The organism is Niveispirillum sp. (genome assembly GCF_052437035.1).
Lineage (GTDB): Bacteria > Pseudomonadota > Alphaproteobacteria > Azospirillales > Azospirillaceae > Niveispirillum.
In genome coordinates this window covers 1,044,349-1,057,878 of sequence record NZ_JBQVOH010000001.1, presented here as the reverse complement: position 1 = coordinate 1,057,878, position 13,530 = coordinate 1,044,349, and the positions used below count along the sequence as shown (strand labels likewise).

13 protein-coding genes and 2 pseudogenes are annotated in these 13,530 nt (G+C 62.8%); 9 read left to right on the top strand and 6 right to left on the bottom strand.

Annotation, left to right across the window (positions count from 1 at the left end; translation table 11 throughout):
* Position 1 precedes the first annotated feature (1 nt).
* A complete protein-coding gene (locus tag ACT6Q8_RS05060) occupies positions 2-460 on the bottom strand; it encodes a (2Fe-2S)-binding protein (RefSeq protein ID WP_054167485.1) in 459 nt (152 codons plus the stop codon).
* A gap of 298 nt (positions 461-758) precedes the next feature.
* Here ACT6Q8_RS05060 and ACT6Q8_RS05055 point away from each other — a divergent pair.
* Positions 759-1,421: pseudogene (locus ACT6Q8_RS05055) on the top strand (magnesium chelatase domain-containing protein); the annotation flags it as partial.
* A gap of 28 nt (positions 1,422-1,449) precedes the next feature.
* On the opposite strand, the gene ACT6Q8_RS05050 reads toward ACT6Q8_RS05055, so the two are convergent.
* Positions 1,450-3,510 (bottom strand): recombinase family protein, encoded by a 2,061-nt coding sequence (locus tag ACT6Q8_RS05050; RefSeq protein WP_444734505.1) that lies wholly within the window; start codon positions 3,508-3,510, stop codon positions 1,450-1,452.
* Between the two features lie 451 nt (positions 3,511-3,961).
* Between ACT6Q8_RS05050 and ACT6Q8_RS05045 the strand changes: the two are divergent.
* Positions 3,962-4,846 (top strand): annotated as a pseudogene (locus tag ACT6Q8_RS05045) (YifB family Mg chelatase-like AAA ATPase); the annotation flags it as partial.
* A gap of 7 nt (positions 4,847-4,853) precedes the next feature.
* Here ACT6Q8_RS05045 and ACT6Q8_RS05040 read toward each other — a convergent pair.
* Positions 4,854-5,570, bottom strand: a complete 717-nt coding sequence (locus ACT6Q8_RS05040) for a substrate-binding periplasmic protein (RefSeq protein ID WP_444734506.1) — start codon at positions 5,568-5,570, stop codon at positions 4,854-4,856.
* Positions 5,571-5,759: 189 nt separating this feature from the next.
* Between ACT6Q8_RS05040 and ACT6Q8_RS05035 the strand changes: the two genes are divergently transcribed.
* On the top strand, positions 5,760-6,131 hold the full coding sequence (locus ACT6Q8_RS05035; protein WP_054167483.1) for a VOC family protein: 372 nt from the start codon (positions 5,760-5,762) through the stop codon (positions 6,129-6,131).
* Here ACT6Q8_RS05035 and ACT6Q8_RS05030 read toward each other — a convergent pair.
* The gene (locus ACT6Q8_RS05030) at positions 6,128-6,436 is read right to left on the bottom strand and encodes a hypothetical protein (protein ID WP_054167482.1); all 309 of its coding nucleotides are present in this window, start codon (positions 6,434-6,436) and stop codon (positions 6,128-6,130) included. The two genes, ACT6Q8_RS05035 and ACT6Q8_RS05030, sit on opposite strands and share 4 nt — an antisense overlap.
* A gap of 175 nt (positions 6,437-6,611) precedes the next feature.
* On the opposite strand from ACT6Q8_RS05030, the gene ACT6Q8_RS05025 reads away from it, so the two are divergent.
* Positions 6,612-7,487, top strand: coding sequence for a dienelactone hydrolase family protein (locus ACT6Q8_RS05025; RefSeq protein WP_444734507.1), 876 nt, complete (start codon positions 6,612-6,614; stop codon positions 7,485-7,487).
* A 108-nt stretch (positions 7,488-7,595) separates the two neighbouring features.
* Positions 7,596-8,564 carry an aspartate carbamoyltransferase catalytic subunit gene (locus tag ACT6Q8_RS05020; RefSeq protein WP_054167480.1) on the top strand — a complete coding sequence of 323 codons (969 nt, stop codon included), beginning with the start codon at positions 7,596-7,598 and terminating at the stop codon, positions 8,562-8,564.
* Between the two features lie 6 nt (positions 8,565-8,570).
* Here the strand turns inward: ACT6Q8_RS05020 and ACT6Q8_RS05015 are convergent, their stop codons facing one another.
* Complete coding sequence (locus ACT6Q8_RS05015) at positions 8,571-8,771, bottom strand: hypothetical protein (protein WP_444734508.1); 201 nt, start codon at positions 8,769-8,771, stop codon at positions 8,571-8,573.
* A gap of 186 nt (positions 8,772-8,957) precedes the next feature.
* On the opposite strand from ACT6Q8_RS05015, the gene ACT6Q8_RS05010 reads away from it, so the two are divergent.
* Both ACT6Q8_RS05010 and ACT6Q8_RS05005 read left to right on the top strand, forming a co-directional pair.
* Positions 8,958-9,656, top strand: coding sequence for a 2OG-Fe(II) oxygenase (locus ACT6Q8_RS05010; protein ID WP_444734509.1), 699 nt, complete (start codon positions 8,958-8,960; stop codon positions 9,654-9,656).
* A 78-nt stretch (positions 9,657-9,734) separates the two neighbouring features.
* Positions 9,735-10,847, top strand: coding sequence for a hypothetical protein (locus ACT6Q8_RS05005; RefSeq protein WP_444734510.1), 1,113 nt, complete (start codon positions 9,735-9,737; stop codon positions 10,845-10,847).
* A 16-nt stretch (positions 10,848-10,863) separates the two neighbouring features.
* Here the strand turns inward: ACT6Q8_RS05005 and mnmA are convergent, their stop codons facing one another.
* Positions 10,864-11,997 carry a tRNA 2-thiouridine(34) synthase MnmA gene (mnmA, locus tag ACT6Q8_RS05000; RefSeq protein WP_444734511.1) on the bottom strand — a complete coding sequence of 378 codons (1,134 nt, stop codon included), beginning with the start codon at positions 11,995-11,997 and terminating at the stop codon, positions 10,864-10,866.
* 131 nt (positions 11,998-12,128) lie between these two features.
* Here mnmA and ACT6Q8_RS04995 point away from each other — a divergent pair, with 131 nt between their 5' ends.
* Both ACT6Q8_RS04995 and ACT6Q8_RS04990 read left to right on the top strand, forming a co-directional pair.
* Positions 12,129-13,085: an alpha/beta fold hydrolase gene (locus ACT6Q8_RS04995; protein ID WP_444734512.1), complete on the top strand. Its 957-nt coding sequence runs from the start codon at positions 12,129-12,131 to the stop codon at positions 13,083-13,085.
* Positions 13,051-13,497 (top strand): GFA family protein, encoded by a 447-nt coding sequence (locus ACT6Q8_RS04990; RefSeq protein WP_444734513.1) that lies wholly within the window; start codon positions 13,051-13,053, stop codon positions 13,495-13,497. Before ACT6Q8_RS04995 ends, ACT6Q8_RS04990 begins: the two co-directional genes overlap by 35 nt.
* Positions 13,498-13,530 lie beyond the last annotated feature (33 nt).

Sequence of the window (13,530 nt, the reverse complement as noted above, 5' to 3'; positions counted from 1 at the left end):
CTCAGGTCCTCGCCAGTTTGGCAGCCTGCTTCACGGCTGCCTTGATCCGCACATAGGTGGCGCAACGGCAGACATTGCCGTCCAGCGCCGCCTCAATATCGGCATCGGTGGGGTTCTGGTTCTCGGCGATCAGGGCCGTGGCGGCCATGACCTGACCCGATTGGCAGTAGCCGCACTGCACCACGTCCAGATCGGCCCAGGCCTTCTGCACGGCGGCAGCGGCCTTGCCGGACAGCCCCTCGATCGTGGTGATCTTGGCCCCCACGGCGGCAGAGGCCGGCAGCTGGCAGGAACGGGTCGGCTGACCATCCACATGCACGGTACAGGCGCCACACTGCGCAACGCCGCAGCCGAATTTGGTGCCCGTCATATTCAATTCATCACGAAGGACCCACAGAAGCGGCATGTCCTCCGGCACGTCCACTTCGCGGACCTTGCCGTTGATATCGAGGCTAATCATCGCTGACCCCAATCAAGAATGAAATCATCAGGCTCTCGCCAAGCCTGACATCGTGGGAGAGGATGATGGGCAAGGGCTTGGAAGTCTTCCAGATTTCGATCATTTCACGCCGATGGAAGCCTGTTTTGACCTGTATATCCAGTTACTTGGCACTAATCGTAATATCACAACAGATATAGCGATATGACTTTGCCGGCAACAACCGGGCCGGATCGGCGCGAAAGTCGGCAACCGGCTGCTTCCGCCTGCAAGTCTCATCATCTATACTAACCTGAACTTGTGTGCGGTGGGGGTGTGGGTGGCAGCGCGTGTATCGACGGTGGCCTTTCAAGGCATTGATGTGCTGGATATCGATGTTCAGGTGCAGATGACGGGCGGCCCCATCACGTTTCTGGTAGTGGGATTGCCGGATAAGGCCGTGGCGGAAAGCCGGGAACGCGTGCGCGGCGCGCTTCATGCCCTGGGCATTGCGTTGCCGGCACAGCGCCTGATGGTCAATCTGGCACCCGCAGATGTCATGAAGGAAGGATCGCATTTCGATCTGCCCATCGCGCTGGCCCTGCTGGTGATGATGGGTATCCTGCCGGATGACGCCATGGCGGGGTATCAGTCGCTGGGTGAACTGGGGCTGGACGGGTCCATCGCGCCGGTCGCCGGTGTCCTTCCTGCCGCCATCAATGCCCTGGCATCGGCCAAGGGCCTGATCTGTCCGGCGGCCAGCGGGGGGGAGGCGGCCTGGGCCGGCGATGGGCTGGACATTCTGGCGCCGCCATCGCTGCTGGCTTTGATCAATCATTTCAAGGGCACCCAGGTCCTGACCCGGCCCGAACCGAAGCTGCAGCAGGAACTGCCCGGCAGCGTGCGGGATCTTCGCGATGTGAAGGGACAGGAAACGGCCAAGCGCGTGCTGGAGGTGGCGGCCAGCGGCGGTCACAACATGCTGATGCTGGGGCCACCTGGTCGGGTCTCATGATGCCCACCTTTCTACGTCATTGAAGTTCCAAGGAAAACTGATCGGGGTCTGATGTTACCGGACGGCTTTGGGGGCGGAACGGGGACGGCAGTGTGGAGAGTTGATGTGCTGGGATCGCCCAAGGCCCCCCTTTGCAGGCCTGATAGCCCTGGATGGTCCCAGCGCTGATCAGGCGCAGGACTGTCATCTTGCTGACATTCAACCTGTCGGCGGCCTCCTCCAGCGTCAGCTCACCGCGCTCGGCCATTTCCCCCGGCCTGAATACTGCGATCCCATGATCGTTGCGATATCCACGGACACGAACCTCTGTCCATGTATTCCCTCTGCCGGTCCGTTTGCCGATCCGGTTCAAGATCGACGCAATGGCGGCATCGGGTTGCTGACGCGCCAGACGATGGATCAGGTCGCCCGTTTCAGGGTCGCCGATCCAGCGATGATGACCGGGCCGGTTCTTCGGCACGGTTAAACGGGTGTGATCACCGCCCGCCCAGTGAATGACCAGATTGATGCGTTCATTCTCAAGCTTGACGATGATTTCATGGATGGCGGTGCGCAAGATGCGCTTGCGGGTTTCCGCAGTCGCGGCTGGATGGTTCCAAGCGGCGTCCAGATCCCGGCCCAGAGCCATGAGATGTGCTTTCTCTTGCTCGGTGAGCGCACCAGCATCCTCGCCTGGCTGGCCAGTCAATTGATCTTCAAGTCGAGCGACATCGACGAGACGGTCATTCCAGCGCCGCTCCAGTTCCCCAGCGACGAGACGATTGCCGGGATCGACGGCATCATACTGACGCCGCGCAAGGTCAGCCTCGTAGCGCGCCTGGGCAAGGGCCAGTTCCAAATGCCGGTAGCGGTCGCTGACCTCAGTGCAAGAGCGCGCAACTGCTTCCAGGGCTGCCTCGATCCCAAGGGGTGCCAGGTGCCGGAGGACCTCCGCCGCCACCGCCGCATCCACCCGCAGCCCCCCGAATGAGATGCAGCGCTCGGTCCCATGGTTAAGATGGGCGCCACGACAGTTGTATCGGACGCAGAACCCCTCCGTGCCGCTATAGGAGACATGCAGCCGACGGCCGCAGTGGCCACAGCGCAGCAAACCTGGCAGCAGGGCGTCCCCACGGCGGACAGAACCGCGGGCCATCAGGCCCTTGCTATTGGCGTTGTCGGCGATCAGGCGCTGGTTCCTCTCGTATTCGGCCCACGAGATGTAACCCTCGTGATGATCCAGGATCAATACCTCCCAATCCGCCTGGTCCCGTCTAAACCCACGGACAACATGCTTGCGGCCCTGCGCCACCGTCACACGGCTACCAGTCCGGCCGAACGTGTAAGCCCCGCTATAGACGGGGTTAGCCAGCATTTTGCGCACCGTGTTGTAGACCGGCAGCTTCCAGATCGTTCGGCTGCCGAACTCGCTGTATTCCGTCGCCGGCAGCCGGATGTCCTCCTGCCGCAGCCAGAGGTGTAGTTGACGGACGCTCTGAAACTCGGCGAACTTCCGGAATACTAGGCCGATTGCCTCGCGCACGCGGAGGTCCGGATCCATGGCGATGCGATCGTGCCGGACCTTCACGTAACCTACAGCGACGTTTAGGAATAGTTCACCGCGCCGGGCCTTCTGGCGCAACGCCTCCAGCGAACGCTGGCGCAGGATGGAGAGTTCCATCTCGCTCATCGTGCCCTTCATGCCCAGTAATAGGCGGTCATTGGGATGGCGCGGATCGTAGATGCCGTCTTCGTCGGCAAGCAGGCAGCCAACCAGCCCGCAGAACTCCAACAGCGTGTGCCAGTCCCGGCCGTTGCGGGCGAGGCGTGAGGCCTCGACCGCCAGCACGATGCCGACACGCCCCTCACAGATGGCCACAAGTAGACGCTCGAACCCAGGGCGGGCAATGCCACCGCCCGATCGACCGAGATCGTCATCGATGACCTCTGCATCCTCCCAACCCAATTGGCGGGCCCGGCTGGTAAGGCCGTACTGCCGCCGACGGCTCTCATGATTGTGTAGCATCTGGTCCTGGGTCGACTGCCGAACGTAGATGTAGGCGCGCCGGGACAGATGATCAGGCGTGATCTTATTCATCGCCAACCTCTTGCGGAACCGGCGGCCGTACCACCTCCAATAGAAGCGTCGCCAGAAGCATGATCAGTTCCCGGCTCTCCTCCGGCGCCATTCGGCGCGCGGGCGCCGGTGGGGCCCCGAACAGGTCGTGTTGAACAGGACGTCTGTCTCTGGTCATGTCGCTCTCCGTCGCTCGTTTCCATGAGCGACGATAAGACGGCATCGATCTCCAGACGCAGGGTCCGTAACGCGACAAGGCTTAGGCGAGGCTGTTGTGCCATATCCAGGGCGGCTGCAGGCGGCGAACACATCCATTCCGGAATGTGCGTCATCGTCCCATCCGGCTGCTGAACCACCAGCATGACTACGCCGCGGAAACGATGGCGGCGCAAAACGCCGAGCCGCTCACCGTGCCGGGGGTGAAATCGGTAATAGACGGTAACCACATCGCCCTGTGAATGGGCAGTATGCGGTTGGATCACCGGGATCGGGCAAGTCCATGCTGGCCGCGCGCCTGCCGGGCCTGCTGCCGGGGCTGGACGCGGCAGAGGCGTTGGAAGTGTCGATGGTGCATTCCATCGCGGGCGGGCTGGAAGAGGGACGGTTGATCCGTACGCGGCCGTTTCGGGAGGTCCATCATTCCGCCACCCTGGCGGCCATGGTCGGCGGGGGCACGCGCGCCAAGCCGGGGGAGATCAGTCTGGCGCATCAAGGTGTGCTGTTCCTGGACGAATTGCCGGAATTCGCACGCGGCACGCTGGAGGCGCTGCGTCAGCCATTGGAAACGGGCCGCGCCACCATCAGCCGCGCCAACCACCATGTCACCTATCCGGCCCGGTTCCAACTGGTGGCGGCCATGAACCCCTGCCGCTGCGGACATCTGGATGACGCGTCCCTGGCCTGTGGCCGGGCACCGAAATGCGCGCTGGATTATCAGAGCAAGATCAGCGGGCCGCTGTTCGACCGTATCGACCTGCATATCGACGTACCGGCGGTCAGCGCATCCGACCTGTCACTGCCGCCCCCGCGTGAGGGCACGGCGGAGGTGGCGGCCCGCGTCGCCGCCGCGCGGGAGCGGCAGCGGGAACGGTACAAGGCCCTGCTCCAGCCCGGCCACCCGCCCGTCCGCACCAATGCCGAGGCGGATGGCGAACTGCTGGAAAAGGCAGCGGCACCCGATCCGCAGGGACGCAGCCTGCTGACTGAGGCGGCGGAGCGGCTGAAACTGTCGGCGCGTGGGTATCACCGCGTGCTGCGCGTGGCCCGCACCCTGGCCGACATGGATAATGCCGATCAGGTGCGCCGCATCCATGTGGCGGAAGCCCTGTCCTATCGCCGGGTGGCGCCGGGCCGGTAGGTTCAGATCAACGGGGCCGTGCAGGCGCGCCCAGATAGGCGCGATATTCAGGGGCCACATCCTGGGGTAGACGGATGGAGGCGGATGCGATCTTCAATTCCGCCTCACTGATGCTGCCGCTACGCGATACCCCGACAGTAATGTTGAAGCGCGCCACACTGCCCTTGATGGCAACCTCGCGCATGCCTTTCGCGAAATAGCGGAACGTGTATTCGGAGATGATGCCATAGGAGACGCGGCCATGCTGGACCAGACGGAAGACGTTCTCCTCCGACCGGACATCGCGCCGTGACACAGCCCCGCTGTCGAAACCCTGGCGCATCCGGTCGCCATATTCATAGCCGATGACGGTCGCCACCTCCGCCGGCAGGGAACATTGATCACAGATGCTGGGTGCCCCCTGTGCCGCGATGAAGACATTGTCAGCGGTGTAGAGGCGGCGACCGAACCAGAGATCGTCTGGATAAGCGTACCAGCCAGGGGCGACATGGCAGACCATATCCACCTCCCCCGCCCGCACCAGTTCAGGCAACCGTTTGGGCGGGGCCAGCCGCACCGTCGCAGCATGGCCCAGCCGTTCGGCCACCTTGCGGCACAGATCAATGGCCAGCCCCTTCGCCTCTCCCCCATCCTCATCCAAGATCAGGTAGGGGGGCGGCAGACTGTCGGAAACAACGAGGCGCAGGGGTGCAGCAGCCACTGCGGCGGCAGGAAGCGCAATCATAAGAAGAATGATAAATTCACAAACAAGCCAAAAGCGTGTAGCGCTCCCCATTGCCATGCGCTTATTCATCCATCTTCTTCGATCAGCCCGCTTAGGATGTATGATTGTTCGTGCCTGATGCCAAGGCTTGTTGAGGGGCCACCCCCTGTGCGACCCTCGAAAGAGACGACCCCGGCAATGGAGAGCGCAATGGCGACGGTTTTGGGGATTGGTGGTCTGTTTATCAAGGCATCCGACCCGGCAGCCATGGGCGATTGGTACCGAAGGGTGCTGGGAATCGACTGGGGTGATTTTGGGGCCATGTTTCCCCATCCCGACCGGGGCTTCACCTTGCTCAGCGGGTTCAAGGCGACCAGCAGCTATTTCGATCCCAGCCCCCTGCCCTTCATGGTGAACCTGATCGTCGATGATCTGGACGGGGTGCTGGAAAAGGCGTTGGCGGCGGGGGTAGAACCACTGGGCCGCGACGATAGCGACCCCAATGGCCGCTTCGCCTGGCTGATTGATCCCTGGGGATTGAAGATCGAGTTGTGGGAAGCGCCGGCGAAGGCGGGGGATTAAACCCGCTTGCCGCCCGGTCTGCCTATATGGCGCGGGTCGGTATAGGCCTTGGCGGCGGCTTCGGGCTTTTTCAGGTTTTCCATGAGGGCCATGGCGAAACGCCCGCCATCATTGCGCGATTGCAGGAAACTGGCCACGACATCGCGCGCCGCATCCTTGTCATAGGGCACTTGATCGGGCGGCAGGGTGCGCGCCGCGTCCGCCGCTTCGGCGGCCTTCTGGGCGCGGGCCAGAACATCGGGATCGATGCGCCGCCGGATGGTGCGGATCTGGCGCAGCAGTTCGGCTTTCGCGTCGCTGGACATTGCTGTTGGCCCCGGATTGATCATGGGGCACAGGATGCGCGCAAGGGCCTGTGGCTGCAAGGGGCATTGAAAACACGCGCGAAATCGTCAGGACCGGCCCGCAAAGGGTTGCGCCCCCGCCACCTTGCCCTATCTTGGGCTGCCAGTGCCGGGATAGATACGGGAGAGAAACCCCATGGACCGCGTTGACGCCGAAGCCCAGTGCCTGTTGTCCCCCATTAACCCCACCTTGTCGCGACGGATGTTCGCCATGACGACGCTGGCGGGCGGTTTCGCCCTGTCCACCCTGCCCGTTTCAGCGCAGACCATCACCACCCCGACAGATGGGCTGGTCGCGGGTGAGGTGTCGATCCCCGTGGAGGGCGGCAGCCTTCCCGCCTATCGCGCCAAACCGGCGGGCAAGGGCCCGTTCCCCATCGTGATGGTGGTGCAGGAAATCTTCGGCGTGCATGAGCATATCAAGGATGTCTGCCGCCGCTTTGCCAAGGAAGGCTATCTGGCGGTCGCGACCGAACTGTTCGCACGCCAGGGCAACGCCGCCTCCTTCACCGATACCGGCGCCCTGATCCGCGAACTGGTCAACAAGGTGCCGGATGCGCAGGTGATGGCCGACCTGGATGCGACATCCGCCTGGGCGGCCCAAGATGGCGGCGATATTTCCCGGCTGGGCATTACCGGCTTCTGCTGGGGTGGGCGCACCACCTGGCTTTATGCTGCACATAACCCGAAGCTGAAGGCCGGTGTCGCCTGGTATGGTCGGCTGACCAGTGCGCCGACGGCGCTGCAGCCCATGGTGCCGGTCAATCTGGTCCAGAAGATGAATGCACCGGTCCTGGGCCTTTATGGCGGCAAGGATGGCGGCATCCCGATGGCGGATGTTGAACGGATGCAGAAGGCGCTGGCCGCGGTCAGTTCGCGCAGCACCTTCCATGTCTATCCGGAGGCGCCCCACGCCTTCCACGCCGATTATCGGCCCAGCTACCGCCCCGACGATGCCAAGGACGGGTGGAAGCGCTGTCTGGAATGGTTCCGCGCAAACGGCGTTGCATGAACCCCGCCGGGATCATGCCCGACCGGTTTTTCTGACGCTTGCAGCATCGGGGGCGGGGCAGCATAGTCCCGCCCCGCCGATCCACGACGTCAGCAGAAAGCCCGCTCCATGGCCGTCCATCCGCATGATATCGACGCCCGCGCCGAGACGTTCGCCCATCGCCACCTGCTTGGGATCGAGGGGTTGACGGCGCCGGAGATCAATCTGCTGCTGGATACCGCCGACCGCTACGTGGAGCAGAATCGCGGTGAGAACCGGGTAACGAACAAGCTGGCCGGCAAGACCATCGTCAACCTGTTTTTCGAAAACTCCACCCGCACCCGCACCAGCTTCGAACTGGCGGCCCGCCGCCTGGGTGCCGATGCCATCAACATGTCGGTCGATGGCAGTTCGGTGAAGAAGGGCGAGACCCTGATCGATACCGCCCTGACGCTCAATGCCATGCATCTGGACGCGCTGGTGGTGCGGCATCAGGAATCGGGTGCGCCGAAGCTGCTGGCCAGCAAGGTCAACTGCGCCGTCATCAATGCCGGCGACGGGCAGCATGAGCATCCGACCCAGGCGCTGCTGGACGCGCTGACCATTCGCCGCCGCCTTGGCACGCTGAAGGGCCTGACGGTCGCCATATGTGGCGACATCCTGCATAGCCGCGTGGCCCGGTCCAACATCCACCTGCTGAACATCATGGGCGCTAATGTCCGCGTGGTGGCCCCGCCCACCCTGCTGCCCGGTGCCGTGGACCGGATGGGGGTGGAGGTGCATCACTCCATGGCCACCGGGTTGAGGGATGCCGACATCGTCATGATGCTGCGGTTGCAGCTGGAGCGCATGCAGGGCCAGTTCCTGCCCAGCCAGCGGGAATATTTCCGCTTCTTCGGCCTGGATTACGAAAAGCTGTCGGTGGCCAAGCCCGGCGCCCTGATCATGCATCCAGGCCCCATGAACCGCGGCGTGGAGATCGACAGCCTGGTGGCCGACGATATCCACCGGTCGGTAATCCTGCAGCAGGTGGAATTGGGGGTGGCCGTGCGTATGGCCTGCCTGGACCTGCTGACCGCGGCACCAAAGGCCGCGTAAGCGGAATCAGCCCCAGTCCCAGACACCGGGTTGACGCCGACGCAGGCTTTCCATCTTTGCCGGCGGCTGCGGGTTGGTGCCGACGCCATCCACAGGCCGCGATGGCCGATACATCTTGTCCCCAATGCGGGGCAGCATACGGAACGGGCTTCCCGTGAAATCGGACGGCTTCGGCAGCGGCCGTTCCGCGATGTCGCATTGATCCATGGCATCCTCCCGTGAACAGGCGGCACATTAGAACATTTCAAGAACATTTACAAGTCGGCTTCGGGATCAAATCGCAGACATGGGTATGTTCCCGGCACGCAGCCATTCCACCGCAAGGATCAGAATGCGTCCTGAACGGACGTGATCCATGCTGTCCCAATTACTTTGGTAAGGGATGGGGAAGCGATGTCACGCCTGGATGCATATGACTGGCCGTTGCTCAGCAATGACCTGAACAGCCAGGGCAGTACCGTCCTGCAAGGGTTGCTGACAGCAGACGAATGCGCACGGATTTCCGGGATGTACCCGGATGAAAGCCATTTCCGCAGTCACGTCGTCATGGCCCGGCACGGATTCGGGCGGGGGGAATATCGGTATTTCCGCTATCCGCTGCCCGATCTGGTGCAGGCCATGCGGACGGCGCTGTATCCGCGTCTGGCCCCCATTGCCAATGACTGGAACGCCCGCCTGGGCCGGGAGCGTTGTTATCCGGCGATGCATGCCGACTATCTGGCGCAATGCCATGCGGCGGAACAGAAGCGCCCCACGCCGCTCCTGCTGCAATATGGTCCCGGCGACTATAACTGCCTGCATCAGGACCTGTATGGCGATCTGGTCTTCCCGTTGCAGGTGGCGGTTCTGCTGTCCGAGCCGGGGCGGGATTTCACGGGCGGCGAATTCGTCCTGACTGAACAGCGGCCGCGCATGCAAAGCCGGGTGGAGGTTGTCCCCCTGCGCCAGGGGGATGCCGTGATCTTCGCCGTGAATGAGCGGCCCGTGCAAGGCACGCGCGGCCCCTATCGGGTTGCCCTGCGCCACGGGGTCAGCCGTATTCGCAGCGGTCACCGCCACACGCTGGGCATCATCTTTCACGACGCGCGATAAGACCTCCCCCTCTCCACCTCTTCCAATGAAGCGTTGATATGATACAAACATCACTCAACCCTTTATTGAGGTGGTTATATGTCCAACCAGCGAATTCCCACCAGCACGCTTCTCGCCGCCGCGCAGTCAGATGGGGCTGTACAGGTCCCCTTGATCTACATCCCCCTCGGTGACAGCGCCAAGATCGGTATCAATGTGGCCGTATCGGTCCCTGGCTGGAACAATGATCAGCCGGTCGTCCAGGTTTATGAATTCGACACGGGTGGTAAGGGCTTCTGGGTGGACTCCACCAACCTTCCGCTTTTGGAGGTGGAGCCGCTGGGATCAGTGGAAACACTTTATACCAGCGGTAATTTTTATGAGGGTACAGCGGCTCTGGCGACTGTGTCCTTTCCCGACGCCACAGTGCCGTCCGGGACCTCTGTACCCGCCATCACCGCCACTGTCGGGCTGGTCACCACCTTCAACCGCTATCCGCAGGGCTGTATGATCCAGTCCACAGATCCGCTGGTGGTGGTGAAACGGTCAAATGGCGAAACACAGACAGCCGTGCCGGACAAATTCCCGATTTTCACCAAGTGCTATGGCGATTTTGGCGCCTCACTGGATGCTACGGCCGGGTCGCCGTCACTGCTGTCCGTTCTGGCACAGTACGTGCCGGCATTGACGGGTAGCCAGGCGCTGCAAAGCGGGTTCATCGTATCGGTACCGACCAGCGCAAGTGATACGGGATATCTGATCCTGGGCATCGGCAGCGCGCTGTCCGCCCTATTCAAAACCGAAGTCGCCATGAACCCCAGCGGTAGCCCCGCTTACCCCTTAAACGGCGGCGGAAGCGTGCCGACCTTTTCGGAGCAGATCATCAATGCCGACGTTGCGGTCGGGACCTTGCCCCCACTGACAAGCCTGGGCATCTGCCTGGATACGGGCTGTCCGCAGGTGGTGATGCATGGCGGCACCACACTCACCATCGGACCAAATTATCCAGACAACTATGGCTCAGGTTCCCTGACGATCACCGTCGATGGCGGGACCGTACTTATGGATCCGGGAACTGATTACAATACCATGCCGAGCCCGACCACCAACCAGGGGCCGGGTTACATCAATACCGGCGTACAGAACTTCATGGCCTATCAGGTGATGTATAATCTCAGCACCGGGAAGCTCTACCTGTCCAGTGGTGGCTAAGACATCCGGGCGGCGGCTACTTCACGCCCGTACCGCTGATCCAGCCGCCGCCCAGCATGCGTTCGCCATCATAGAACACAGCCGCCTGTCCGGGCGAAATCCCGTACTGCGCGCCTTCCAGTTCGACAACCGCGTTGCCATCGCCATGCAGGACCAGAACCGCAGGTGCCGGGTTCTGCGCCGACCGCAGCTTCACCGAGACGGGCATGGGCACCCCGACCGCGTTGGGGCCCAGCCAGTTCAACTCGCGTACCATCACCTTGTCACGGGCCAGCGACGCGCGCGGACCCACTACCACCTGATTGGCCACAGGATCGACGCGCACGACATAAAGCGGATCGACATCGTCGCCCGCTTCGGTCTTGCGGCCACCGATGCCCAGGCCCTTGCGCTGACCCACCGTGTAATTGATCACGCCGTCATGCCGGCCCATAACGGTACCATCGACATGCACGATCTCCCCCGGCCGTACGGCACCGGGCCGCAGCTTTTCCACCACCTTGGCGTATCCGCCGGTGGGCACGAAGCAGATATCCTGGCTGTCGGGCTTGTCCGCCACGGCCAGACCCAGCGCATCGGCAATGGCGCGGGTTTCCGTCTTCGGTTTATCACCCAGCGGGAAGCGCAGGAAATCCAGCTGCTCCTGGGTGGTGGCGAACAGGAAATAGGACTGGTCGCGGTTATGGTCGGCCCCGCGCAGCATGGCGGCCCGGCCATCGACCAGTTCGCGCCTAGCATAATGGCCAGTGGCCATGCAATCGGCCCCCAGTTCGCGGGCCTGATCCAGCAGGTCCTTGAACTTGACCGCCTGGTTGCAGCGGACACAGGGGATGGGCGTCTCACCCTTCAAATAGGTATCGACGAAATCATCCATCACCGACTGCTTGAACCGGCTTTCGTAGTCCAGCACGTAATGGGGAATGTCGATCTGGTCGGCCACGCGGCGGGCATCATAGATGTCCTGGCCGGCGCAGCAAGCGCCCTTCTTGCCGACCGTCATTCCGTAATCATAGAGCTGCAGCGTGATGCCGACGACGTCGTAGCCTTCACGGCGCAGCATAGCCGCAGCCACAGAGCTATCGACGCCGCCGGACATGGCGACGACGACGCGGGTATCGGCCGGGGCCTTATCAATGCCAAGCGAGTTCATGCCCCCTATATAGCGGCAAACCGGGCCGGGACAATTGCGCATCCCTTGCGGGGCCGCCATACGCCAAGCGGCTGGTTATGTGCCGCCCCCTCATGTAAAACGCTTGTTTGAATAACCAAGGGGAAACGCGCATGCCCAGCATCAAGGCCAATGGCATCACCATCGCCTATCAGGATGAAGGACAGGGGCCGGCCCTTCTGCTCTGTCATGGCTGGCCGGAACTGGGGCATAGCTGGCGACATCAGGTGCCGGCACTGGTAGCCGCTGGCTACAGGGTAATCGTGCCGGACATGCGCGGCTTTGGCGGGACCGATGTACCGGACGCGGTGGAGGATTACACGATCCTGCATCTGGTGGGCGACATGGTCGGCCTGCTGGATGCGCTGAAGATCGAGAGCTGCACCATCATCGGCCATGATTGGGGCGCCCCCGTCGCCTGGCATGCCGCCCTGATGCGACCGGATCGGTTCCGGGCCGTGGCCGGTCTGGCCGTGCCCTGGTCGCCGCGCGGCCCCCATGGCAGCCTTGTCGGCATGGCCCGTGCCCAGGGCCTGAACCGGTTCTACATGGTCTGGTTTCAGGAACCGGGCGTGGCGGAGGCGGATCTGGAGCGGGATCCCTATGAAACCCACCGCCGCCTGCTGGTCGGTGCCTCGGGCGCGTCGGCAGCGGCAGGCAAGGGCTGGCCGCTGGTCATCCCGGATGGCAAGGGGCTGGTGGAAGCCTGCCCGCCGGTCGAGAGCCTGCCCGACTGGTTGAGCGAAGACGATTTGCAGACCTATGCCACAGAATATCGCCGAACCGGCCATCGCGGCGGCCTGAACTGGTACCGCAACCTGGACCGCAACTGGGCGCTGACGGCCCCCTGGCATGGCGCGCCGATCCGCGTGCCAGCCTGCTTCATTGCGGGTGCGTTGGACGGGGTGCTGCGCATGCCGGGGATGGACAAGGCGCTGCGCGCCATGGAGGGTATCACCTGCAGCGATTATCGCGGGACCACCCTGATCGACGGGGCCGGGCACTGGGTGCAGCAGGAAGCGCCAGAGGCGGTGAATGAGGCGCTTCGGCAATTCCTTGCCGGCCTATGATGGGAATAATATGACGGAAAATCAAATTCTTGCCGGCCAATGTTACTGTGGCGGTGTACGATACAGGGTGGCCGATCTGTTTGAGTACGCGTTGAATTGCCACTGTTCCGGTTGTCGGCGCGCCACCGGCTCCGCTTTCAAGCCGTTCGCCGGGATCGCGGCGCGTCATCTCACCGTAACCCAGGGAGAGGTGAGGGTTTATGGCGATGCTCTGTGTCATGACGCGCATTGTCCTACCTGCGGCTCGCTGCTCTATTCCCTGGTCAGGGACGCTACCTTTGTGCATGTCGCCTTGGGAACCTTGACGGACACACCCAGTATCCGGCCCTCGGCCCATATCTTCGTCGCTTCCAAGGCGCCTTGGTACGATATCACGGACGATTTGCCTCAATATGAGGGACACATCCCCTGACCCCTTGCAGTAACGTCGGAGTCCGAATATACC

Excerpts from the sequence above, each read along its gene's own strand:
- ACT6Q8_RS05050 (WP_444734505.1), bottom strand. The coding sequence starts at position 3,510 with ATGAATAAGATCACGCCTGATCATCTGTCCCGGCGCGCCTACATCTAC.
- ACT6Q8_RS05020 (WP_054167480.1), top strand. The coding sequence starts at position 7,596 with ATGGCCGTCCATCCGCATGATATCGACGCCCGCGCCGAGACGTTCGCC.
- ACT6Q8_RS05035 (WP_054167483.1), top strand. The coding sequence starts at position 5,760 with ATGGCGACGGTTTTGGGGATTGGTGGTCTGTTTATCAAGGCATCCGAC.
- ACT6Q8_RS05025 (WP_444734507.1), top strand. The coding sequence starts at position 6,612 with ATGGACCGCGTTGACGCCGAAGCCCAGTGCCTGTTGTCCCCCATTAAC.
- ACT6Q8_RS05040 (WP_444734506.1), bottom strand. The coding sequence starts at position 5,570 with ATGATTGCGCTTCCTGCCGCCGCAGTGGCTGCTGCACCCCTGCGCCTC.
- ACT6Q8_RS05030 (WP_054167482.1), bottom strand. The coding sequence starts at position 6,436 with ATGTCCAGCGACGCGAAAGCCGAACTGCTGCGCCAGATCCGCACCATC.
- ACT6Q8_RS05015 (WP_444734508.1), bottom strand. The coding sequence starts at position 8,771 with ATGGATCAATGCGACATCGCGGAACGGCCGCTGCCGAAGCCGTCCGAT.
- ACT6Q8_RS05060 (WP_054167485.1), bottom strand. The coding sequence starts at position 460 with ATGATTAGCCTCGATATCAACGGCAAGGTCCGCGAAGTGGACGTGCCG.
- ACT6Q8_RS04995 (WP_444734512.1), top strand. The coding sequence starts at position 12,129 with ATGCCCAGCATCAAGGCCAATGGCATCACCATCGCCTATCAGGATGAA.
- ACT6Q8_RS05010 (WP_444734509.1), top strand. The coding sequence starts at position 8,958 with ATGTCACGCCTGGATGCATATGACTGGCCGTTGCTCAGCAATGACCTG.
- ACT6Q8_RS05005 (WP_444734510.1), top strand. The coding sequence starts at position 9,735 with ATGTCCAACCAGCGAATTCCCACCAGCACGCTTCTCGCCGCCGCGCAG.
- ACT6Q8_RS04990 (WP_444734513.1), top strand. The coding sequence starts at position 13,051 with ATGAGGCGCTTCGGCAATTCCTTGCCGGCCTATGATGGGAATAATATG.
- mnmA (WP_444734511.1), bottom strand. The coding sequence starts at position 11,997 with ATGAACTCGCTTGGCATTGATAAGGCCCCGGCCGATACCCGCGTCGTC.